Genomic DNA, 21,382 nt, shown 5'->3' with positions numbered 1-21,382 from the left:
GTGCTGCCGCGATCGGCGGCACCAGGGCCAACTACTCAGCGGGCTGGTGAGGCTCAGCCGTCGTTCCCCGAGCCGGACCCGCCACCGCGGGGCGGCCGGTTCAGGGTGGGAAGGCCGTCGGACCCGTGACCGCCGGTGTCCTTACCGTCCTGCTCCTTCTTCATGGGTGTGCTCCTTCTTCCGTTGTGCCGGGCGGTGGCCTCCGTCGAGGGAGGTGGGCCGTGTCCGGCCCTGCCCGACGCAGCCGCAGGCTGCAAGCGGCGGACAGGGCCGAACACCGCCCACCGCAGACGGAGCCGCGCCAGCACCGTCGGAGAAGGAACCCGCGCGTATGACGGCGCCGGCCGAGGAGCCGACGCGGCGCCCAGTTCCGGACGGAGAACGAAACGCAGGGGAAGACGGCCGGAGCGACTGCGGCAACGGAAACCGGCCGCCGACGGACAGACCCGGCGACGAACACCCCGAGCCACCGACGGGACAACGCAGGACAACGAAACGGAGAAGGCCCAGCACGAAGTAGCCCCGGTGCCGCTGGAGGCCAGCAGCACCGGGGCCGGGGCCTGGACCGGGGCTCACCAGGAGCGGTGAGCCCCGGTGAGGATCACTCCCCGCTCTTCTTCGTCACCTTGTCGAGCCACCCCTGCAGAGTCGGCTTCGACTCCTCCTTCTGCTTGCCGTCCCCCACCACCTTGTCGAGGTACCCCTGCAGGCCTTCTTTCTGCCTCTCGGCCTCGGCCCTCGCGGCCGCCTTTTTCTGCTTCTTGGCCTCGTCCGTCATGACCTCTTCCTTCTCGTGTGTGCCGGGCGGTGGCCTCCGTCGAGGGAGGTGGGCCGTGATCGGCCCTGCCCGACGCAGCCGACAGGCGGTAGGGGCGGACAGGGCCGAACACCGCCCATCGCAGACGGCCGCCGCCGACACGGGGCGACGGAGGAGCAGGCGGGGAAACGCCGCCGACCGTGTCGGCGCGGTGCCCACCGTCGCCAGGCGGCGGTTCGGGCTTTGCCCGGCCACGCCGTCGGCGGAAGCTTCGGAGAGCTCGCCCGATGGCCCGCCCGACCGGCCGACAACCAGCGCACCCGACCCGCTGACCGCCCCGGGGCAACCACACACGGAAAGGCCCCGGCCCCCACCGGAGTGGGGGCCGGGGCCGGCCGTCACCATGCTGGGCTCCCGCCCTACGCCGCTTCCCCGGCGTGCGAGTCCTCGTAAAGGGGGCCGAACTCGACGCTCTTGACGTCGCCCAGTTCGAGCGGCTGCCGCAGAAGACGGCGCAGCCAGGCGAACCGCTGGGACTTCGTGAGGTAGCCGGGGCCGAACTCGACGGAGACCCACCGGTACTCCACGTCCCTCAGGGACTTGCCCCGCTCACCCGACTCGCTCTCCCCGCCCGGGCGGTAGATGGCCTGTGCCGCTTTCAGCTGCTCGGACGGAACCTCGACGATCCACGAGTCCGAGCGCCGCTCCCACGGCCGCCGCCCCTCCACGGGGACCTCCACCTGCAGGAGGACGGTTCCCTTGCCCTCGTTCGGGTCCCCCACGGACGCGACGCTCACCAGCACGCCGTTGAACCCCATGCGCCAGTAAGAACGGTCGAACTCCATGGACCAGTAAGAACGGTTGATCACGCTCGACATGACAGCTCCTCTGCTGAAGACAGCCGGGGAGCGGCCCGTGCGGGCTGCCCTGGGCGTCTGTGCCCTTCCCGGTGATCGGCCGACAGCGCTGCGGCGGGGCGGGGGTCAACCGAGTGGGCTTTTTGCTCGGTTGACCCCCGGCCTGGCGTGGCGCAGGCTCAGGCACCGGGGAGGACACAGGCCCCAGGGCAACCACAGGTCACACCTTCTGCCTCCAGGAAAGCACCACCACATACGCGGACCGTCCCCGGTGGCCGATGGCCCGATGGCCCGGTGGCCTGCACGTCGGGGGCCCCGCCGGTGTCCGCCGCCGATACGTCGGCGAACGCCACGGGGCATGCCCGAGCCATCCGCCCGGCCATGCGTCACCAGCGGCTGCGTCCCCCACGTAGTCCGCCGTCACAGGTCACTCGTGTAGAGGGGAACACCTCGGCTCAGCCGACCTCGCGCCCGCCGCACAACGTGCTGCCCCTCCCCCGCCCACAGGCCCACGAGGAAAGACCCGGAGACGAACCCTGGCACCACACACACGACTGAGGCCCTGGCACCGCCGCGTACCGGCGGTGCCAGGGCCTCAGTCAGCCTGGCTCAGTCAGATTCAGCTCTCTTCCTCCGAACCGAATCCGTCCCCATCATCAGGTCGGGGAGGCGCGGGCCTGCCGGATGCTTCCGGCCCCCCGGAGGGAGCCGGAAGCATCCGGGTCACTCACCCGTCACCGTGCGGCGGTCCACCCGCTCTCAGCGGGGGCGTCAAGGTGCCGCCGCTGACGCTCCAGATTCGCCACGAACGCGTCGACCTGCGCCGCCTCCACCGCCTCGAGATCCCCAGTACGCCGGTAACCGCGGCGGAAGACCCCGGTCTCCGCAACTGGCACGACGAACGCGCCTTGGGCCAGCGCCTTCGCCACGAACGTCCCGTCCTCCGGACCACGGCCCATGTAGTCGGACGGGAAACCGATGTCCGCAATCGGCCGCGAAGCCACGAGGTCGCCACGCTGGACCAGCCGGTACACCTCGTCCGGACTCACCCCGCCCAGACCCCGGAACGCATCGGCATCTGCACCCGACTTGCCGTACGGCAGACGCTCCGGCGTCGGAGCCGTGGGCTCCAGGTACTCCATCCGGCCGGAGACCGTGACCAGATACGGCGACAGCAGATGCCGTACCGCGTGCTCCAGCAGGTAGTTGGGCGCCATCTGGAGGTCGTCGTCGATGAAGACCGTCACCGGGTGACTCGACAGCTCCTGGCCCAGGTTCCGAGCACCACCGCGGTAGACCCGCTCGGGGGCCCGCACCAGCCGCACCTGCGGCGGCAGCCCAGCGGGCAGCCGCAGCGGGGACTTGCTCAGGTCGTCCACGAACACGCACTCCCACGGAGTGCGCCCCGGAAGCCGTCCGGCGGCCTCGATGACGCTTCCGGCCGTTCCGGCCAGCACGCTCTGCGCGCCACGCGCCGAGACGACGACGCTGATGCCGGGAAGCGCCGGAAGGTCCCGGCTGGTCTCCGGCAGCCCCAGAGCCGCCATGGCCGCCTTCAGCAGCCAGTAGTCGTTGCTGCGGGCCCGGAGCCGGTCCCGGACACTCACCAGCCGTCCGGCCTCGCGCGCCATGGGCCAGCCCAGCCACGCCAGCACCTCGTCCAGCGCCCTGTCCGACGCCCACGCCAGCTCCGCGACGACATACAGCGGATTGTCCCGCACCACCAGAAGCACCCGGACCTCACCGGTCTGCCCAGAACGAATCGCCCGGGCAGTCGCGTTCATGACCGCCTCGGAACCCATCGGCACCCAACGGCCGCGACCGGCAAGCCAGCTGCACCGGCCGGGACCCGCCAGCCGCATCAGCCGACCGCTCTTGAGGCCGACCTCCACCACCACATCCAGCGGGACGAAACCATGCCGCGCCCACCAGTCCCACGCGACCGACGGCTCCGCGGCGAAAGGACGCACCCCGCTCGGGTACACCACGTTGTTCGTACGCACTTGACTCTCCTCACTGTTGAGGACGGACCGAATTGGCCCGTCCGGAAACCTGGAAGGCCCGCACCGCGGCAGGCCGGACACAAAGAGGGGCGGCCCCTCGGGTGAGGGACCGCCCAGCGAAAGGGGGAGCGGCCGGAGCCGCTCCCCCCGAGGGTCACTCCACCAGGCCCAGCAGGGCCTTGGCATCCGCCGGAACCTTCACGGTCACGACGTCGCCGGGGCCCCAGGCCTCAGCTATGACCTTGACGGCCAGCTCCGGGTCGGCGAGCTCGACTTCGAGCTCATCGTCGCCTTCGCCGGTCAACGACCACAGCCTCAAATGGACGACGTTGCTGCCACGGATGCAGACGTCGGAGATACGGCCGACAAGGTCGAAGCGAGGTGTCATGGTCTCTTCCTTCCGAACAGACCGGGGGGACCGCCGCCCGACGCGGCCCCGGGGCTCTGTGGTCCCCTTCCCGGTGATCGGCCGACAGCGCCGCGCCGGGGCGGGGGGTCAACCGAGCGCGGCTTTTGCTCGGTTGACCCCCCGTTCCGGTGTGGCGCAGGCTCAGCCACCGGGAAGGGGGGGCGCAGAGGCCCGCACCACAGCAGTGGTCGCCCCTCTCACGACCGGAAACAGGGAACGCCCCGGCCTTCCGTCTGACCAGAACCGGCCGGACATGGTCTCCATGTCCGGCCGACTGGTGGCGCCCTTCCTTCGTACGGAGTCGCGGGCCCGCCGCGGATGCGTGCGGTCCCGCAGCCCGGCTCACTGCCGGGCTTCACTCCTATCGGCGGCATCCCGCAGAAGGCGGCGATACTGGCCGACGACGTCCTCGTCCACCTCAAGAGCCAGCGCATCGACCAGCTCCCGCAGATGGGCAGGGTTGTCCGTACCGACCGCCACCGCGTCAACCGCAGGGAGACGGTAGGCAGCTCGGAAAGCTGCCTGCGTCGCAGTGGCCTGCTCCGCCTCACGCAGGAACACCCGTGGGTCGAACCGCCCCCACACGTCCTCCGCTGTACTGCCGCCGAAGGGGCTCATCCCCCACACCTGCGACGGACGCAGACGGGCGGTGAGCAGCTCGGCGGCTTCGAGGATCCCGGCCCTGACCAGCAGACCGGAACGGACCATCAGAACGTCAGGACGCGGCAACCCGTCCCCGGTGAGGGCGCCCAGAGGGCGCGGGTCCCAGGACGAGATGCCCCAGGACCCGCACACGCCGCTCAACGCGGCATCCTCCAGAACATGGCAGGCAGCCGCCAGCCGCTCGCGGCGCGCCGCCTCAGGACCTGCGGACAGGCTGTGCTCCGGATTGTGCAGAAGCACCACATCCGGCTCCCGCCCCAGATCCTGGGCCGCGCGCTCAACCGCCGCACGCAGACGCTCCGGATCCAGAGAGTGCTCCGACGCCCGGCCGGGCACCGGAAAGTACCCGACCTTCGTCGACACCCTGAACCGCGGCAGCAGATCACCAGCGACCCGCGCCAACGTCTCGTGCGAACGGAAACCCAGGTAGTTGGAGCTCGTATCAAGAGCCCCAACTCCCAGGTCGAGCGCCTCCCTCAGGACAGCGGGCTCGTGACGAGACCGGTGTAACCCGAGGACAACTCGGGAGTCAGCGGCGCACACAGTCCCTCCTCCACCAGGCTCTCGGCGATCTCGGTCACGTCGTAGCCCACGGCCGCCTCGACGGCACTCAGGCTGACCGGCCTGCCGCTGAGCAGCAGCCGCAGAGCGGGCAGCGCCCGCTCCGCGAAGAGGAACTTCCGGCCCGCTGAGATCACGCTCACCGTCGTGCCCTCCGGCTCGATCCGGGGCGGGAACTGGCTGATGCACACGACCCCTTCGAGCGACCCGAAGACGTCCACGAAAGGCACATACCGGGTCGAGAACGGCTGCTGCTCGTACGCGGCCAGGTAGTCGGCCGGAGGGTTCTCACGGACGAGATCCGCAGCCGCCTTCTGAAGCGCCGTCGTGTCCGCCCACGGGCTCCGGTCCAGGTCGTGCCGGAAGATCTCCTGCTGCCTGCACCAGTCCGCCAGCCACGTGAGGTAGCTCGCGCCCGTGCGCTTCGTGATGCCGAACGTCGCGTGCAGGCTGTAGCCGGAGCCGCTGCCGTTACGCGTCGCCTGGTGCCAGAACCCCCGGGGGATGTGCATGACGTCGCCCGGCTTCATGACCCCCTCCCACACCATCTTCTCGCTCGGAGTGGTGTTGGGATCGGCGTCCCGGTACATCGGCGCCGGCCGGGAGGTGTTCCGCACCTCCCACTCCTTCTCGCCCGCCAGCTGCACGATCACCACGTCGTGGTCGTCCCAGTGCAGCGGGAAGCCCGAGGCCTCGTTCGTGGTCAGGTACACGTTCACCTGCACCCGCTCGTGAGACCACCACTGGAGAGCCCGGCAAGCGGCCTCCATCGTCGGGTCGAAGGTGTTGAGCTGATCCATGATCAGCGTCGCACCCTCCCGCAGCAGCCCGCCCAGCCGCTGCATGTTCACCATCGGGATGCTCTGGCCCCGAGGGCTGACCGTGTCGGTGAAGTACACCGCCGGGTGCACCTCCTCGCCGTTCTGGAAGAGCCGGAACTGCGGACGGTTGAGGCTCCTGCGCATCGCGACGTCCAGCAGCCGGTTCGGCGTCAGGACCCGGGAGAGGAGCGCCCGATCACCGATGTTCCCCCGTGCGAAGCTCTTCCCGATCTCGTCCGGGCCGCTCCATCCGAGCGCGGTCTCGATCGCGTTGATCAGCTGGTGTTCCACTTCTTCCTCCTTGGAAGTTCGCTCGTGTTGTGCGGAAAAGCCGGCGGGGGCCGACGCGACGAATCGCGCCGACCCCCGCCGAAACCGGGACCGTCAGTGGTCGTCGCTCAGGTTGCCGTCACCGCCCGGCCAAGGGGCGTCGCCGCCGTTGCCCTGGTTGTCCGCCGACCGGTTGTTGTCGTACCGGTCCTGGACGACGGTCAGCTGCTGCACCGCGACCAGAAGCCCCGAGACACCGGGCTCCGCCTTGGCGGGCTTCGCCTTCACCTGTGCACTCACGTCGTGCTCCTTCCGCTGAACTCCCGCCCCGCTCTGGGGCAGAAGAGCGACACCCTCCACTCGGGAGAGAACCGCACATGAACACCTCCTCCTCACGCGCCGCGAAAGGCGCGAAGAGGTGTCCAGCCGGGTCCTTTCCGGCACGAGCCGGACGGCGGGCCCCCTGGGTGGTGGCAAGGCGCTTGTAAATTGCCCACACCCCGGGGGTCTGCCAGGCTCCAAGTGCCGGAAAGGAACCGGCTGGACACCTCCGTCCCCAAATGACCCCATTACGCGGTGGGTCCCTCGGGCTCTTGCCCGGGGGACCCACCGGCCCTCGCCCTGGGGCAGAACCCATGGGCCCGACATCACGTGCAGCCTGACGAGCAAGCCGTCCCTGCGAAGCCGCGGACATATCACGAGGAAGGGGGGGCTCGGCGCCCACCTGCGCCGCCCGCGAAGGCGGCGCCGGGAAAGCCCCCGTACCCGCCAGGTCCTGGCGAGCGCGTCACAGACACCAAATAGTTCCGGCGCCCGCCGCAGTGCGACGGACGCCGGAACTGGTCACCGCCGGATCAACGGCGGTTACGAGCACCAGAAAGCAGCGCGTCAGCGCCGCAACTGACAGACAGCGCAGGCTTGACCACAGCCCCTGCGGCGTTCAGTGGTGGGCGGCGCGGAGCGCCAGGTAGTAGGGCACTGAGCGCACGACAGCCGCGGAGCGGCTCAATCCGCCGAGCGCGGAGCCCCGAGGGAAGGGTGGGGGGGGGGGAGCCGGCGCGCGAAGCGCGCCAATGCGTCGTTCGACTGTGTGCCGCTTAGCCGGAGTGCGACCCCGCCCCCACCCTCGACACCGCCAAGCGACCACCACCCCCAGCCACACAAGCCCATCGCCACCCGCACCCACGATAACCGAAGCCCTATTGCATAGCTCGCTCTCCTCTCTCTCACCACCACCGATACTTCTCCCAGGAGTTGGCGCAGAGGGAAGAGAGCGAGCTGGAACAGCGAGAGCGGGGGAAGGCTGGCTGCCTTCCCCCGCTCTGTCGGGGCTCTGTCCAGGGAGTGCTACAGCGCGGACAAGCTCTCTACATCCGCACGGGCGTAGCGGCCGAAGCGGCCGGGGGTCAGTCCGTGGCGTTCGGCGGTGACTTCGAACTTTCCGACGGCCCAACCCAGCAGTTGCGCGGCCTCTTCGCTGCTGAGGCTCGCCTCGATCCAGGCGTGACGGTCGGATATGGAGGCGGTGATGTCCGCGGGGGTGAGGGCGTCCAGGTCCTTGAGGGCGTACAGCGGCCATCCGCGGAAGTCGCCGACCGGGCGCAGCACGCCGCGCTCGGCCAGCAGCTGGACGTCGGCCCGTTCCACCTCCAGGCCGGTGCGCTGTGCGAGGTGCTCTGCGGCCTTCTCCGAGCCGAGGCCGGGGTGGTCGCCGACGATGGTCAGGATCTCCTCGACGCGGTCGGGGAGGGTTTGTGCCAGCTCCTTCGACCAGCGCTTCTGTTCGGTGTCGGGTTCTGGGACCAGGCCGCGTTCCCGGGCGCGCTGTAGCTGCCAGGTCTTCAGGCCCAGATAGCGGCTGAGTTGGACTGGTCCGAACGTCTCGCGTCGTTGCGCTGCGCTCGCCCGGGGGGCGGCGGGTCGGTTGCCGGCGTCAGAGGGGGTGGATACGGGCGGGGCGGGATCCTGCTTCAGTTCGAGTGCGGCCAAGATGGCCTCGACACGTTCCGGGAGTGTCTTCGCCAGGGTGTAGGACCAGCGTTTGTCGTCGATGTCCGGTGGGGGGATGAGTCCCCTGTTCTGGGCGCGGCGTAGCTGTGGTTCTTCGATGCCCAGCCAGCGGGCGAGTTGCACGGGGCCGAAGTCGGCGCGGTTCTGACTCATGGTGCTTCCCTCCGCTTGACACGTTTGTACGAAGTGGCGGCGGGCTGCGTCTCGGGCCCCTTCCTCCAGTGTCTCGTGCGGCACTGACAGTGGTCTGGGACAACTCTTCAGGTCCGGTCTTCAGCTCTGGGGTCCCGGCGGCTGGTCGGGGGTAGAGGTCAGGGCAGTGTGGAGTTGGGGCCAGCTCAGGTCCTTGGCGACCTTGGAGGCGGTGACCCAGATCTGGGTGCCGTCCTGGTCCCGCCAGGACGGGATGCTGAAGGAGTAGCCCCGCACCCGGCCGGTGGAGGGGGAGCTGTGAGCGCGCCAGTCCACCCCTGCTTCGGTGAGGGCGCGTTCGAAGGCGTTCTGGCCCTGGCCGCGGGTCGCGTCGCGGGCGGCGCGTATGCGGACACGTAGTTCCTCCCGCTCGGGGCGGGGCGCTCCCCTGTTCTGGCTTGCGGCGCGTTCGGGGCGGGTGACCTGGGGGGCGATGCGGTTGCTGCGTTCTTCCGCGTTGACGAGCTTCCAGATGCGCTCGATGTCGCGGACGACGGGCCAGGAGCGGTGGTAGTCGAAGGCATCCCGCACCAGCCAGCCGGTCCAGTCGACGCGGCTGATGGTGAGGTGGATGTGGTCCTCACCGTGCCGGACGGCGACCCAGGGGCAGTTGCCGTATCCCATGCGGGTGACGTAGCGCTCGGCGATCCGGGCCCAGGAGGCGTCGGGGAGGATCGGGTCGTCGGGGGCGGTGCGCAGGGCGCAGCGCCAGATGGGGCGGGCTATGTCGCCGCGGCGGGCGGTGTGGGTGTCGATGAGGTGTGCCAGCTGGTCGACGGTGCCGGGGACGTTGCCGGTTATCAGGCGGGGGTTGACGTGTTCCTCGTCGCGGCCGGGGCCGAAGTCGTAGCGGAGGGCGCGGTCCGCGCGTCGGCCCTTGGTGATTTTGGCGATCATCGTGGCTGCCCGGTGGTCCGCTCGGGCGCTACAGGAAGTCCGCGCATCTGGAGGGCGGCGTTGCCGAGTTGGGCGAGCGTGGCGTCGGTGTCCGGGGGGAGACTGCCGTTTTCCTGGGCGAGGCGCAGCAGGTCGCGCAGGTCTTCTGCCGCCTGTACGAGGTGTGCGTAGGCGGTCTCGTTGACCTCGGGGACCCGGGGGATGTCGCCGGGGACACCGGGGTGGCCGTTGAGGGATTCTTCGACGACTGCCCGGACCCAGGCGCCGAGTTCTTTGCGCTCGGTTCCCTGGCGGGCTTTCTGCCAGCGCTCCAGTTCCTCGGCGTTGAGGCGCACGCTCACGCAGTGCGTGCGCTTGTTTTCCGGATTCCCCCGCACCATGCCGGTCTCCCCCTGCCTCTCGGATCAGCCACCACAGCATCACAGGTGTGATGCGGGCACCAACGGTAATTGCCGCCCTTGGAGACGCGGTTGCGCAGGTGGGGGGAGGGTGCGCGGGGCTGAGGGGGTGGGTGCCGGGGGCCGGGGTGGGACTCGGTGGCTATTACGGCGTAATAGGTGTCGGTCTTACGGGCCCCGGGGGGGGAAGCGCGGGGTCGTCGCTCTGGTCGGAGGTGCTTGGCTGCCCCCGCGGCCCGAACCAGGCTGAGGCACGGTGCGACAGAAGCAGCTGTGACGCGCAGGGTGGTGCGTGTGACGGACGCACGCTCCGTACCTACGGGAAGAGGCGGCCTGCTTCCGGGACTTGCGGGTGTGCCACATACGCTCTCAGTCACCTTGGGCGGATGCAGTTCGGCGCAGAGGAGAACAGACCATGGCCGCTTCGTCCGCCCCGAGCGGGGCAGTCCGGTCCGCCGACATCGTCGGGCAGGCGTATGGCGCCCTGTTCAGGGACGAGCGGCTGAGCTTCCGGGCGAAGGGCGTCTTCGGGCTGCTCTGCACGAACGGGGACGGCCACGGTGTCACGGCGGAACTGCTCGCGGAGTGCTCCACGGACGGTGTCTCGGCGGTACGGGCAGCCCTGCGGGAGTTGGAGGAGTTCGGCTACCTGGTGCGGGAGCGGTCTGCTCGCTCCGAGGGCTCGCTGGGCGATGTCTCGTACGCCGTCTCGGAATTCGCCAGGTCAGCGCCGGGGGGCGACGGTCATTCGCCGGCCCGGAGCGCGGACCACTCCGCACCGGCCGGGGGCACGGAGGCGGCGCAGCGGCAGACGTCGGCTTCTCGCGGGCCGTTCCTCGTCAGCGACCAGGTGCAGGAGGTGCTGCTGGCGTTCCCCGGGGACTTCCGGGAGGCGATACGGGCAGTGGCGCGCACGGACCGGCCCCGGGCTCTGGTCGTCGCCGTCGAGCGGGAGTTGCGCGCTGTGGGGCGGCATCGGCTGGCCGAGCGGGTGCGGCGGCGGTGGGTCACGCACGGGTACGCCCGTCTGCTGGCGGAGGGGACCCTCAAGAGGCCGGTGGGTGCGGCTGTGGCCTTGGTCAAGGCAGGGCCGTGCCCCGACCCGCGGTGTGAGGACGGCCGGCTGGAGGACGGTGCGGCGTGCCGGGCCTGCGGGGAGCGGGAGAAGGACCGGCGCGCCGGACAGGCCCGTCGGCGCCCCGAATCGCGGCAGGGGGCGGCCGGGCCGCAGTCGTGTCCGCACTGTGGCGGACAACCGGGCGCGGACGGGGAGCTCTGCGGGGCGTGCGCGCGGTCTGCGGAGGCGGTCCGCGAGGAGATCGCCGGGCTGGTCGACGCGGCTGTCCGGGACTGGGCGGCGGTGCCCGGTGTCTCGGCCGCCGAGGCGCGTGCCGAGGTGGAGCATGCGGTTGCGCGGGCCCGCATGGACGCTGCCGAGGCCGGAGCCGCCCTCACGGGTCAGGCGCTGGCCGCGCGGCTGGCGGCCCTCGAGGAAGGCCGACGCGCTTGGACGGCGCGGAACGAAATCGGCGCCGGAGATCGAGCTGGTCTGCCTGCGATCGCCGATCGCCCGGGCCACTAGGCGTTGCCAGGGGAACCCTCGCAAGCCCCCCGGGGCTGGACCGGTGCCTGGGCATGGACGGTATGGGCTGTGGCTGTCCTGAGCGGCAGGTGGTGGTTGGGACGTACGCCCTGTGCGTGCGTTGCTGTGGCGTACGGCGGAGGCGCCTGTGAGGCGCGGAGCCCTCCAGCAGCGTTCGTGTGGCTTTCACGGTGCTGCAGTGGCCTTCCCTGCTGGCAGCTGGTGCGCGCCTTCCCAGCGGCCTGCCGAGCCTGGGAGGGGCAACGGCAGGCATGGGTGGATCGAGGTTGAGGAGGGTGGGTTTTCCGGTCGCGGCGAAGCCGCCATCGCGCGGGGGGCCCACCGGGTAGCAGATGTGTACGTGGCTGTTGCGGGGGTTCGCGGCGAAGCCGCCTGCGACCGCAGCGAAGTCGGCCCGCGCAGGGCCGCCCTCCGTCCGCGGGGGTCCACCCGCAGGTCGTCCGCGGCGTCTGTCTCTGTATTTAGAGGCGGTTTGCGTTTCCGCAGGTCAGAGCGTTTCTGAATAGCTCCAATCCGTGTTTCCAATTACGCTTTCGGAAGTTGCAGTTGCCTATAGGCAACTGCTGTTCGATTCATGTTCGTTGCCGTGGAGACTGTGACACGGCAGTGACGTGCCTAGGGGCATCTCCTGTGTAGTCTCCCCGTGTTTCGTGTTGCCTATGGGCAACACCCCAGGTGAGAGGGGGGATATGAGGCGGAGAAGCACGACCCGGCGGCTGCCTGCGGTGGACCGTGGGACGGGGGAGATTGTGCAGCTCGAGCTGCTGGGCAGGGAATCGTTCCAGCAGACGGGCACCGAGGAGAACCCGGTACTGCCGGCTGCCAGATACGACTGGCAGCCCCATCCGGGCCGCCATGTGAACGTCGCCAAGGCACTGATGAGGAAGGTCTGGCACAAGGACAGCGGGTACCGGCAGAACGACCGGGACATCTTCGGGTTCTACGTGGCTCACTCGCCCGAGCGCGCCGAACCCTTGCGGATGACCTTCAAGGAGATCGCGGAGACCTTGGGTATCCGGCCCGATACGGTGGCGCGGTCGGTGGGCAGGCTCCATGCTGGCGGGCTGTTGCTGGAGGCCGAGAAGGTGGGGCGGATGAAGTTCTACCGGATCAATCCGCGGGCAGCCTTCGACGGTTCGGCATCCGAGCAGATGCGGGCCGTCCAGGACGCCCGCTTCCCGGTGGTCCCGGCCCCGAAGCCCTCACCGGCACCCAGGAAGAAGGAGGCTTCATGACATTTCCCGCAGCGCGGCAGCCCGAGCTGCCCTTCACTCCGGAGCTCATGCACGAACTCCTGCTGGGCACGGCCGACGCCCCCGGCGCAGACTTCCGGGTGCTGAGCTACTACGCGACAGCCGTGCCGCTCGGCGAGACGGTGCGCAAGACCGCCAAGGAGATCGCGCATGCGGTCCAGCTCAGCCCGCCCAACACCGGCAAGAGCATCCGCCGGCTGGTCGAGGCCGGCTGGCTGGAGGTCTCCTACCGGATCGGCCGGGTGACGTTCTACCGCGTCGGCCCCCGCGTCATGACCCTGGCCACCCAGTCCCCCGCGAAAGACCTCCGACCGGCTGTTGCCACCGTCAGCTACCTGCGGAGCGCCTACGAAGCCCCGGAGTAGCACCGGCGCCCGAGCCCATCCTTCAGCCTCCGAGCAGGCATGCGGCCCCTGTGATCGACGGCGTTGTCGCAGGGGCCGTCACCACTCCGGCCGGACATCGGCCACTGGGAGCGCGGGCCGTCGCAGTTAGCGCGGACCCGATACGGGGCGGCAAGAGGGAATCTTCACCGGGGCTGCCACAGCTGCTTCAGTCCGCGCGCAACCATGCGCCCCGTCACTCGCTCCCGAAGTCCGCTGCCACCTCACGGACCTCCTCGTCGGTGCTTTCGTGCGCTCGGACGGTCAGATCTCGCAGGGCAGTGTCCAGACCGAGATGGTCGAGCATTTCCGCCATGCGCCGGTAGTCGTCACCATCCTCTGTCTCGTCCAGCAGTGCCCACACTGCCGACGGCACAGCGGCCTCGGCGGTGGAACGGGGCAGCCGACCGAGCAGATGCCGGACTGTGAGTGTGTCCCGCACTCGCAGTGCCGCCCTGAGCAAGGGGACGAGAAGAGCTTCCGTGATGTCAGTGTCCAGGGTCGCCAGAAGCAGCAAGGCGTCGTCCCGCGTATCGAGGCGTTTCAGCGCTTCTCCCAGCGCCCGGCTGGTGGACTCCCTGTCCTGCCGCAGCGGGACCAACGAACGGTCCAGGGCGTCGGCTGCCGCAAGAGCAGCAGAGAAGGGCTCCCACTCCGGGCCGGTGTTCGGCATGTCAGCGTTCCCATTCACTCCGTGCTTTTCTCGTTGCCGGCCCATCCTCAGGGGACCCCGTCCGCTTGCACACGGCCGCACGTTCATCGCCTGCCCCCCGGGGTGGGTCCTGTCCTTCGGGGCGTCGCTGCCGCCATGACTGAAGTCCAAGGTCTCTGGACGCCAAGCGGCTGGACCCGCTCAGCCCGTTCGGTCGGCCCTATTACGTCGTAATAGCCGGCAACCCGTGGAGTGCAGTGGGCCCCGGGCCGATTGCCTGTCCGTAGCCGGCATGGGGGCGCAACGCGTGTGCCGTTGCTCACCCGGACCGACCGGGAGACGCGTCGTCCGTATCGATCAGCCCTCTGCAGACTTCGCGGGCCCGTGGGACTGCCGCTGCAACAGCCGTGCCAGCGCCTGAGGTTGGTGCGTCCCTGAGGGACCTCCGCGCTATTACGTCGTAATAGCCGTCGCCCAGCGGTCTGCTGGTGCCTTCTCAAGCCTTGGGCCGTCAGAATGACAAGCTAACGTGTAGGTACTCACGTTCGCGGCGTTCGTTAGTAAGGTGGCCTCCATGGCTACCTCACCACCGCCCAGTGACCGGGAGAAGGTCGTCTCCAAGCTTCCTGCTCAGCTGCGTCAGGCCCTGAAGATCCGGGCTGCGCAGCGGGGCACCGATATCCAGCTCGCGGTCGAGGAAGGCATCGCCTCGTGGTGTGCCCTTGCCGCGACCCCTGAGAGCGTCGAGACGGCGGGTGCCGACTCCTTCTCCACTTTTCTGCCCGAAGGGCAGTGGGAGCACTTCCGCCGCGTTGCCGGCGAGCGGAAAGTGTCCCTCATCCAAGGGCTTGCCCAGTCGGTGCAACTGTGGCTCGAGACCCATCCCGCACCCGACATCGAGCGGCCCGCCATCACGCGGCGCATCGTGGTGTGCAACCAGAAGGGCGGCGTCGGCAAAACCGCCATCACCGCAGGCGCCGGCGAAGCCCTCGCCGAAAGCCCCGAGAACCTCCATCCCGTCCGGGTCGCCAAGCAGCTCGCGGCTGCCACCTCGGACCACAGCGACCCGGCCGCACTCGACGTGGAGAACCTTCCCGGCCTCGGGCTCCGAGTGCTCCTCGTCGACTTCGACCCCCAGTGCCACCTCACCAACCAACTGGGCGCCACTCCCCTGACCATGGACGGTGACAGCCTCACCAATCACATGGCCGGAGACCCCAAGGGCGACCTGCGCGACCTCATCGTCTCCGTCGATGACGACACCTTCGGCGGCCGGCTCCACCTCCTGCCGGCCTGCAACGACGCCTTTCTCCTCGACGTACGCCTCTCCGCCGTACGCGCCAGGGAAGCCGCTCTCGAGCGCGCGCTGGCCCCCTTGGAGAGCGATTACGACGTAATCCTCATCGACTGCCCGCCCAGTCTGGGCCTCAGCATGGACGCCGCCGCCTACTACGGGCGCCGACGCGAGGGCGAAGCGCCGGGACAGTCCGGAACGCTGATCGTGGTCCAGGCCGAGGACAGCTCCGCCGACGCCTACGACCTGCTCGTCCACCAGATCGACGACCTGCGCAACGACCTGCAGATCGACATCGATTACCTCGGCATCGTCGTCAATCTCTACGACGGCCGCCGCGGCTACATCGCCACCTCTTCCCTTCAAGGCTGGGTCGACATAAAGGATCCCCGCGTCGTCGGCCTCATCGGTGACCTGAAGGAACAGAAGGAAGCCGTCCGCATGAAGGAGCCCCTCCTCTCCTATGCCCCCCGCTCCCAGCAGGCCATCGGCATGCGCGCACTGGCACGGGAGATCTCATGAGCAAGGCGGACAAGCTCGGTGCAGGCCGGTTCGGCCGCCAGGCCCAACCGGTCAGCGCCCGACGCCGCGCGGTGGCCTCCGCCACCGGCGTCCCCACTGAAGGCATCGCCGACCCCACCGAACTCCCCCTCGACCGCATCAGCCTGAACCCGGACAACCCCCGCTCCAGCCTCGGTGACCTGACCGACCTCGCCGGCAGCCTCAGGGACCACGGCCAGAAGCAGGCCATCACCGTCATGAACCGGGACGCCTACATCAAGGCCAACCCGGACCACGAGGCAGACCTGGAACCCGACGCCACCCACGTCGCCGTCGACGGCAACAGCCGCCTGGCCGCGGCCCGCGAGGCCGGTCTGACCGCCCTGAAGGTGATGGTCAGCGACGCCCAGGGAAACAACGCCGAGGAGCTTCTCGAATCCGCGCTGGTGGCCAACATCCACCGCCAGGACCTCGAGGAACTCGACGAGGCCCGCGCCCTGGACCGGCTCCTGGCCATCCATGGAAGCCAGACCGCGCTGGCCAAGCGGCTCCACCGCTCCCAGGGCTGGATCTCCCAACGGCTCGCGCTGCTCAACCTCACCCCCGAACTGCAACAGCGGATCGGGCAGGAACCCATCGACCTTCTGCGTGCGGTCGGGAACAAGCCGGCCGATCAGCAGCAAGCCGCTCTTGAAGAGCTCAAGCAGCAGCGGGCCCGGAAGGAAGCCGAAAAGCAGGAGCGCCGCCGCAAGCCCGAGCCCGCCCAACAGGACGAAACCGCGGGTGAGGACTCCACCTCCTCCGCGGATGCCTATTACGACGTAATAGAGCGCCAGGGGAAAGCGGCGGCATCCTCTGCAGCGGAGCCCGTCCCCCAGTCCTCCGGGCGCGGAGGCGAGGGGGTGCCCGAGCCGCGGGCGAACCACTCCCCCGCCGCCCAGGGCAAGAAGAAGGCTGCTGCCTCGAGGGGGATGCCGTACCACGATGGCGAGGCACTGGCCCAACACCTGATCGAGCGCCTCGACCCTGCCCAGATGGAGACCATGCTTGCCGTGCTGAACCAGCACCAGGCGCACGCAGCCGCTGACAGGGAGGCGGCTGCCTCCTGATGGGACGCCACTGGTGCAGCAGCGCTCCCCCGGGACCTGGTGAGCAGAGGCAGGGCCCGGGAGCGCATGCTGTATCCGGCCTGGAGTCCCCCTCCCCCTCAGAGGCATCTCTCATCACTCACATGAGTGAGACACTGACCGCCCATCAAGGGCGAGAGCAAAGAGACAACGGGGGCGCTGGTGCAGGGGGTGCGCATTAGTCGCGTGCACCGCATGCTCATCGCTGTCGTGGTCACCGGCGCGATGGTGATCGCGGCGATCGGCTTTGCGGGTTCCTACGCGGCGGTCCGCGAGCTGGCCGAACGGAAGGGCTTCGGCGACTTCGCCCCGTTCTTCCCCATCGGCGTGGACGCGGGCATCGTCGTACTGCTCGCCCTCGACCTGCTGCTGACCTGGATCCGCATCCCCTTCCCGCTGCTGCGCCAGACCGCCTGGCTCCTGACGGCCGCCACCATCGCCTTCAACGGCGCCGCCGCCTGGCCCGACCCACTCGGAGTCGGCATGCACGCGGTCATCCCCGTCCTCTTCGTCGTCACCGTCGAAGCCGCCCGGCACGCCGCCGGACGGGTCGCGGACATCACCGCCGACAAGCACATGGAAGGCGTACGCCTCTCCCGCTGGCTGCTCGCCTTCCCCTCCACCTTCCGCCTCTGGCGACGCATGAAGCTGTGGGAACTGCGCAACTACGACGAAGTCATCCGCATGGAACAGGACCGCCTCGTCTACGAAACCAAACTCCGCGCCCAGTACGGCCGCTCCTGGCGCCGCAAAGCCCCCGTCGAAGCACTCATGCCCCTCAAACTCGCCCGCTACGGGAAGCCGCTCACCGAGACCGCACCCCCTGGCCTGGCCGCCGCAGGACTGCCTGCGGACTCCCTCGCGGTACTCCCCCGGCCGAGCAGCACCCAGCAGCACCACAGGCTCCCGAATCTCACCGGTCTCAGCGAGCCGGATGACCGTCCCCGTCCGGGTGCGAGCGGCCACGTCGAAGAGGAGATTGAAGAGGAGGTCGAAGAGGAGACGTTCGCCGGCCGCTACGAACAGCGGACCGTTCCCACATCCGGTGACAGCGACAACCACCCGGACCTCGAGTCGGCGCCGGATGCCCGTACTGACAGGGCAGAGGATCCGGACGACGGCGAGCAGGATCAGCCGACAGCGGAGAAGATACCTGCAGAGCCCGATGCCGCAGATGGCCAGGAAGCCGTTCCTCACCAGCCTGCGCGTGGCCCAGCCGACAGCTTCCGCACGTCGTCTCCTCCAGCCACGGAGGCTGAGGCGATGGTTCCTCCGCTGGAAGACGACGACGGCGACAACCACGAGGACGACAGGCAGAAGGACGACAGGCAGACCGGCGAGAACGCACGGGTCCCGCCGATACCGCCGTCGGGGGAGAAGGCATTGACCCTCGTCGACCGGTACTACCGGGCGTGGGCCGACCTCACGGATCGGCTCGGCAATGAGCCCAGCCTCCAGGAACTGTCCGATCACCTCTGGATAAACGGCATGGCAGGCCGAGGGGGCGGTTCGATCAGCCCGAGCACTCTGCGCCGGTACCGGCTCAGCTGGCGCATCTACCGAGTATGGGAAGAACACCTGGAGGCCCAGGGCAGCGAACCCTCCCCGAGCGAACTCGAGGCGCTGTGCGCCAAGCACGGCATCAAGGCCAAGGGCAACCGCGGTGACCGCCTGGACGAGAGCGCGCTCGTGGGATACCTCGACGAGTTCCGCCGCCGCTACGCCGCCACCAGTGCGCAGCCTTCCTGATGCGCACGTGCGCAGTGCCGACTTGGACTGCGCAGTGCCGGGACTGCGCAAGGGCCGCCGGGTGCGCACTGCCGAGACTGCGCACCGCCCCAACTGCGCACCGCCGAGACTGCGCACCGCGCAAGAGCCGCCGGGGTGCGCACTGTCGCGGAACAACTGCGCAGCTTCCGCGGCCGAGCGGACAGCGGGTGCGCAAAGGCTGGTCGCCGTACCGGCGGCAGTCTCTGAGCCCCTGAAGAGCGCTGAGACTGAGTCCATCGGCTACCGCCGCGACATCTACGGCCCCGGACACGCCAACTAGCATCAACTGCCAGCGCACTTCACCGAGTTCGCCAACTACCCGGTGAATATGACACGTTACTATTCCGACATGCCGTCACCCGGCGTACAGCCAGACCACGCGGCTGTAAAGGGCGTATATCTTTCACCGGCTCTCATTTGGGGGGGAAGGACTCGATGACTGCTGCGACGATTGAGCAGCGCCTCAGTGAAGTCGAGGCGCTGCTGGCCGGGTCTCGGAACCTGCCATCTCCGGCTCTGCGTGCCGCACTGCGAGAGGCTGGGGGCCTGAACAAGAACGAGGTCGCGAAACTGGTCGGTGTACAGCGTCTTCAGGTCTACCGCTGGGAGCACCCCGGGATGAACGTGGAGCCCCGTCCTCCGCACCGTGCCGTGTACGCCCGTCTCCTCAGAGGGCTGGCGGAGAAGCACCCCTCGGTTGTGGCCGAGTTCGAGTTCGCTTCCCACGGCCAGGAAGGACGTCCCGTGGTGACCTAGAAAAAGCAGAAGCCGCCTCCGTATGACCAGAGGCGGCTCCCACTGCGAACGACTCGCCAACCTCTCACAGTCCGAGTCGTGAAGCGGCGCGGTGACTGCACTTCTACAGACCGAGTCGTGAAGTCGGTGACCGCAGGGACCGGGGCCACAGGCCCAGGTCACCTCCCTCAAGGATAAGCGCACTTCGCCGGGGTGCCCAATAGCCCCTCGACTTTGTCGCATTCTTGCTGGTAGGTCACCGGTCTCCGTGCCTTCACGACTCCCCGATCAGGGGAGAGCACCACATGCTCACGCAGCACCTCCGCCGCCTCTCAGGAGCGGAGCCCAGAAACTTTGCCGCCGGTGTCACATCCGGCCGTTTTTCGCCCCGTTCTTGGGGTGTGACGATCATTAGCAGCGAGCCCGCCCACTGCCGGGCGTTCCGGCTGGCGACGATGTTCGCGTCCGGCCCGGGGAGGCCGTGATGGCGGACAACGACCAGGACCTCGAGCTGTACGGGCCGGATGACGAAGGCTGGTACACCTCACAGACCGCCGACTGGATCCCGCTGTGCCCGGAGCTGAGCGACGCCGCTGTCCGGCTGTACTGGATCTTGCGCGCGCTCGTCATCGAGAAGCGCGGGCCTGTGCGGAAGCTGACGTTGATGGAGCTGGCGTACATGCTGCCGAAGCGGAAGCACAAGCGGGGGGAGAAGGCGCTGCCCTCCAGCATGAGCCGCATCCGCGGCCTATTGCGCGAGCTGACGGACGTACGGCTGGTCACGACACCCGAGGGACGGCCGCTGAAGACCTCCTCGCGGGCGAAGGCCGCCGCGGCGGGGGCGCTGCGGATCCGCATCAACCAGTTCCCGGACCGCGGGTACCCGGGCCCGCGCAACGCGTTCGATGCGCTCGATGCGGTCCGGGAGAAGGCAGCGCAGGCTTCGCGCGAGGCGGCGGCGAAGGAGGCCGCGCGGGAGCAGCAGAAGAAGGCCGAGCGGCGGCGAAGCAGCGCCGACGAGACTGCGGGTCAGAATTCTGACCCACCGGGTCAAGATTCTGACCCGCGGGGTCAGAATTCTGACCCGGATCTGGGCGCTGAACAGGAAGAACGCGACCCTCCGTTCAGACTTCCCACTCAGTCTTCCCGCTCACAGCACCCCCTCTCCGTCCGTCCGTCCCTTCCTGTAGGTGACGCGCGTACGCGCGAGGACGGAACGGACGGCGGTACGGCACCGGGCGCTGAGGACGAGCAGCCGGACAAGACCGTCCCGGCGCCGAGGGATCCCCAGCGCCTGATCTCCCGTACGCCGGGCATGCAGTTGCTGCTGGCCATCGGTGCGGAGAACGAGCGGTATCTGCTCTGGGGGCTGCCGCTGCTCCACCAGAGCCTGGTGGTGGACGGGATGCTGGAAGAGGGGTGGACGCGGCAGCAGGTGCGGCATGTGGTGTGCGGGCGTCCGCTGCCGGAGGTGATCGAGACGTCGGTCGGCGCGATCATTTCGGCCCGGCTGAGGGCCGCAGCGCGCACCGGGCCTCCCGCTGCCGCACCACCGATTCCGGCCCAGACCGCACCGCCCCCCGACCAGAGCGACGGCGCCTCCGGCACTCCGGCCGCGCGGTCGGTCATCGAGGCGGTGGGCCATCGCGCGATGGCCGAGTGCACAGGGTGCGGGCGTGCAGGACGCGCACCGGGGGCGGAGCTGTGTCCGACGTGCCTGGACTGGCCGGAGTGCTCCGCGTGCACAGGCCCGAGCCCGCGCCGGGCCAACCCGGCGACCGGGGGAGTGTGTTCCAAGTGCCTGACCGAGGGCGCCCTGCCGCAGCTCCCGGTCGCTGAAGCCGACAGGCACGACGGGTCCGTACGCTGCACAGGCTGCGGCACCGGCGACGACGTCGATGCCGACTCCCAGTTCTGCCCCCGGTGTACGCAGGAGGCCCGCGAGCTGGTGCCTGAGCTGATGACCGGACTCGACCAGGGGGGCAGGGGCGAGAAGCTCGCGCTACGGCTTCTGAGGAACACCTCTCGCGGCAAGGGGGAGGCGGCTGTTGCGTCCTGACGGAACAGTGCGGAGAGGAAAGAGCGGCCGGCGGCCTCCCCGCCGCCCGCCGCCAAAGTGCCCGTTGTTTCCAGCAGTTCCACGGCCCCGCCACCAGGGGAGCTGATCTGTATCAGACAAGGACCTGCATTGCATCTGCGTTGGTAGGATCACGGAAACGGAGACAT

19 protein-coding genes are annotated in these 21,382 nt (G+C 69.2%); 8 read left to right on the top strand and 11 right to left on the bottom strand.

Annotation, left to right across the window (positions count from 1 at the left end; genetic code table 11):
• Positions 1-601: 601 nt before the first annotated feature.
• From ACTWP9_RS33895 to ACTWP9_RS33850, 10 genes are all read right to left on the bottom strand, one after another.
• Entirely contained in the window at positions 602-778 is a 177-nt protein-coding gene (locus ACTWP9_RS33895) for a hypothetical protein (protein WP_443250169.1), read from the bottom strand.
• Between the two features lie 398 nt (positions 779-1,176).
• Positions 1,177-1,635 carry a hypothetical protein gene (locus tag ACTWP9_RS33890; RefSeq protein ID WP_443250168.1) on the bottom strand — a complete coding sequence of 153 codons (459 nt, stop codon included), beginning with the start codon at positions 1,633-1,635 and terminating at the stop codon, positions 1,177-1,179.
• Between the two features lie 713 nt (positions 1,636-2,348).
• A complete protein-coding gene (locus tag ACTWP9_RS33885) occupies positions 2,349-3,617 on the bottom strand; it encodes a glycosyltransferase (protein ID WP_443250167.1) in 1,269 nt (422 codons plus the stop codon).
• A gap of 154 nt (positions 3,618-3,771) precedes the next feature.
• On the bottom strand, positions 3,772-4,005 hold the full coding sequence (locus tag ACTWP9_RS33880) for a hypothetical protein (protein ID WP_443250166.1): 234 nt from the start codon (positions 4,003-4,005) through the stop codon (positions 3,772-3,774).
• Between the two features lie 363 nt (positions 4,006-4,368).
• Positions 4,369-5,232, bottom strand: coding sequence for an aldo/keto reductase (locus tag ACTWP9_RS33875; RefSeq protein ID WP_443250165.1), 864 nt, complete (start codon positions 5,230-5,232; stop codon positions 4,369-4,371).
• On the bottom strand, positions 5,166-6,362 hold the full coding sequence (locus tag ACTWP9_RS33870) for a JmjC domain-containing protein (RefSeq protein ID WP_443250164.1): 1,197 nt from the start codon (positions 6,360-6,362) through the stop codon (positions 5,166-5,168). Before ACTWP9_RS33870 ends, ACTWP9_RS33875 begins: the two co-directional genes overlap by 67 nt.
• A 93-nt stretch (positions 6,363-6,455) precedes the next feature.
• Complete coding sequence (locus tag ACTWP9_RS33865; protein ID WP_443250163.1) at positions 6,456-6,641, bottom strand: hypothetical protein; 186 nt, start codon at positions 6,639-6,641, stop codon at positions 6,456-6,458.
• Positions 6,642-7,688: 1,047 nt separating this feature from the next.
• The gene (locus ACTWP9_RS33860; protein WP_443250162.1) at positions 7,689-8,504 is read right to left on the bottom strand and encodes a hypothetical protein; all 816 of its coding nucleotides are present in this window, start codon (positions 8,502-8,504) and stop codon (positions 7,689-7,691) included.
• 120 nt (positions 8,505-8,624) lie between these two features.
• Positions 8,625-9,440, bottom strand: coding sequence for a relaxase/mobilization nuclease domain-containing protein (locus tag ACTWP9_RS33855; protein ID WP_443250161.1), 816 nt, complete (start codon positions 9,438-9,440; stop codon positions 8,625-8,627).
• Positions 9,437-9,820, bottom strand: coding sequence for a hypothetical protein (locus ACTWP9_RS33850; protein ID WP_443250160.1), 384 nt, complete (start codon positions 9,818-9,820; stop codon positions 9,437-9,439). Before ACTWP9_RS33850 ends, ACTWP9_RS33855 begins: the two co-directional genes overlap by 4 nt.
• Positions 9,821-10,253: 433 nt before the next feature.
• On the opposite strand from ACTWP9_RS33850, the gene ACTWP9_RS33845 reads away from it, so the two are divergent.
• The 3 genes from ACTWP9_RS33845 to ACTWP9_RS33835 all read left to right on the top strand — a co-directional run bounded on the left by ACTWP9_RS33845 (position 10,254) and on the right by ACTWP9_RS33835 (position 13,059).
• The gene (locus ACTWP9_RS33845) at positions 10,254-11,420 is read left to right on the top strand and encodes a hypothetical protein (protein ID WP_443250159.1); all 1,167 of its coding nucleotides are present in this window, start codon (positions 10,254-10,256) and stop codon (positions 11,418-11,420) included.
• A gap of 710 nt (positions 11,421-12,130) precedes the next feature.
• Complete coding sequence (locus tag ACTWP9_RS33840; protein ID WP_443250158.1) at positions 12,131-12,676, top strand: helix-turn-helix domain-containing protein; 546 nt, start codon at positions 12,131-12,133, stop codon at positions 12,674-12,676.
• On the top strand, positions 12,673-13,059 hold the full coding sequence (locus ACTWP9_RS33835) for a winged helix-turn-helix domain-containing protein (protein WP_443250157.1): 387 nt from the start codon (positions 12,673-12,675) through the stop codon (positions 13,057-13,059). Before ACTWP9_RS33840 ends, ACTWP9_RS33835 begins: the two co-directional genes overlap by 4 nt.
• Positions 13,060-13,273: 214 nt before the next feature.
• Here ACTWP9_RS33835 and ACTWP9_RS33830 read toward each other — a convergent pair whose 3' ends face one another.
• Positions 13,274-13,750: a hypothetical protein gene (locus ACTWP9_RS33830; RefSeq protein ID WP_443250156.1), complete on the bottom strand. Its 477-nt coding sequence runs from the start codon at positions 13,748-13,750 to the stop codon at positions 13,274-13,276.
• Positions 13,751-14,303: 553 nt separating this feature from the next.
• Here ACTWP9_RS33830 and ACTWP9_RS33825 point away from each other — a divergent pair.
• The 5 genes from ACTWP9_RS33825 (at position 14,304) to ACTWP9_RS33805 (ending at position 21,215) form a co-directional block, all read left to right on the top strand.
• Positions 14,304-15,545 (top strand): ParA family protein, encoded by a 1,242-nt coding sequence (locus tag ACTWP9_RS33825; protein WP_443250155.1) that lies wholly within the window; start codon positions 14,304-14,306, stop codon positions 15,543-15,545.
• Positions 15,542-16,633 carry a ParB/RepB/Spo0J family partition protein gene (locus ACTWP9_RS33820; RefSeq protein WP_443250154.1) on the top strand — a complete coding sequence of 364 codons (1,092 nt, stop codon included), beginning with the start codon at positions 15,542-15,544 and terminating at the stop codon, positions 16,631-16,633. The genes ACTWP9_RS33825 and ACTWP9_RS33820 overlap by 4 nt, the downstream gene beginning before the upstream one ends.
• Before the next feature lie 213 nt (positions 16,634-16,846).
• Positions 16,847-18,400 (top strand): DUF2637 domain-containing protein, encoded by a 1,554-nt coding sequence (locus ACTWP9_RS33815; protein ID WP_443250153.1) that lies wholly within the window; start codon positions 16,847-16,849, stop codon positions 18,398-18,400.
• A gap of 456 nt (positions 18,401-18,856) precedes the next feature.
• Positions 18,857-19,177, top strand: a complete 321-nt coding sequence (locus tag ACTWP9_RS33810; RefSeq protein WP_443250152.1) for a helix-turn-helix transcriptional regulator — start codon at positions 18,857-18,859, stop codon at positions 19,175-19,177.
• A gap of 463 nt (positions 19,178-19,640) precedes the next feature.
• On the top strand, positions 19,641-21,215 hold the full coding sequence (locus tag ACTWP9_RS33805) for a hypothetical protein (RefSeq protein WP_443250151.1): 1,575 nt from the start codon (positions 19,641-19,643) through the stop codon (positions 21,213-21,215).
• The last annotated feature ends 167 nt before the right edge of the window (positions 21,216-21,382 follow it).

This window comes from Streptomyces sp. 3N207, from assembly GCF_052246355.1.
Classification (GTDB): Bacteria; Actinomycetota; Actinomycetes; order Streptomycetales; family Streptomycetaceae; genus Streptomyces.
Note: the sequence above shows the minus strand (reverse complement) of the source record. Positions and strands in the feature narration are given on the sequence as shown.

Coding starts and splice junctions, on each gene's coding strand:
- ACTWP9_RS33850 (WP_443250160.1), bottom strand. CDS start 9,820: ATGGTGCGGGGGAATCCGGAAAACAAGCGCACGCACTGCGTGAGCGTG.
- ACTWP9_RS33895 (WP_443250169.1), bottom strand. CDS start 778: ATGACGGACGAGGCCAAGAAGCAGAAAAAGGCGGCCGCGAGGGCCGAG.
- ACTWP9_RS33860 (WP_443250162.1), bottom strand. CDS start 8,504: ATGAGTCAGAACCGCGCCGACTTCGGCCCCGTGCAACTCGCCCGCTGG.
- ACTWP9_RS33820 (WP_443250154.1), top strand. CDS start 15,542: ATGAGCAAGGCGGACAAGCTCGGTGCAGGCCGGTTCGGCCGCCAGGCC.
- ACTWP9_RS33845 (WP_443250159.1), top strand. CDS start 10,254: ATGGCCGCTTCGTCCGCCCCGAGCGGGGCAGTCCGGTCCGCCGACATC.
- ACTWP9_RS33805 (WP_443250151.1), top strand. CDS start 19,641: ATGGCGGACAACGACCAGGACCTCGAGCTGTACGGGCCGGATGACGAA.
- ACTWP9_RS33825 (WP_443250155.1), top strand. CDS start 14,304: ATGGCTACCTCACCACCGCCCAGTGACCGGGAGAAGGTCGTCTCCAAG.
- ACTWP9_RS33890 (WP_443250168.1), bottom strand. CDS start 1,635: ATGTCGAGCGTGATCAACCGTTCTTACTGGTCCATGGAGTTCGACCGT.
- ACTWP9_RS33840 (WP_443250158.1), top strand. CDS start 12,131: ATGAGGCGGAGAAGCACGACCCGGCGGCTGCCTGCGGTGGACCGTGGG.
- ACTWP9_RS33855 (WP_443250161.1), bottom strand. CDS start 9,440: ATGATCGCCAAAATCACCAAGGGCCGACGCGCGGACCGCGCCCTCCGC.
- ACTWP9_RS33835 (WP_443250157.1), top strand. CDS start 12,673: ATGACATTTCCCGCAGCGCGGCAGCCCGAGCTGCCCTTCACTCCGGAG.
- ACTWP9_RS33810 (WP_443250152.1), top strand. CDS start 18,857: ATGACTGCTGCGACGATTGAGCAGCGCCTCAGTGAAGTCGAGGCGCTG.
- ACTWP9_RS33880 (WP_443250166.1), bottom strand. CDS start 4,005: ATGACACCTCGCTTCGACCTTGTCGGCCGTATCTCCGACGTCTGCATC.
- ACTWP9_RS33830 (WP_443250156.1), bottom strand. CDS start 13,750: ATGCCGAACACCGGCCCGGAGTGGGAGCCCTTCTCTGCTGCTCTTGCG.
- ACTWP9_RS33815 (WP_443250153.1), top strand. CDS start 16,847: ATGCTCATCGCTGTCGTGGTCACCGGCGCGATGGTGATCGCGGCGATC.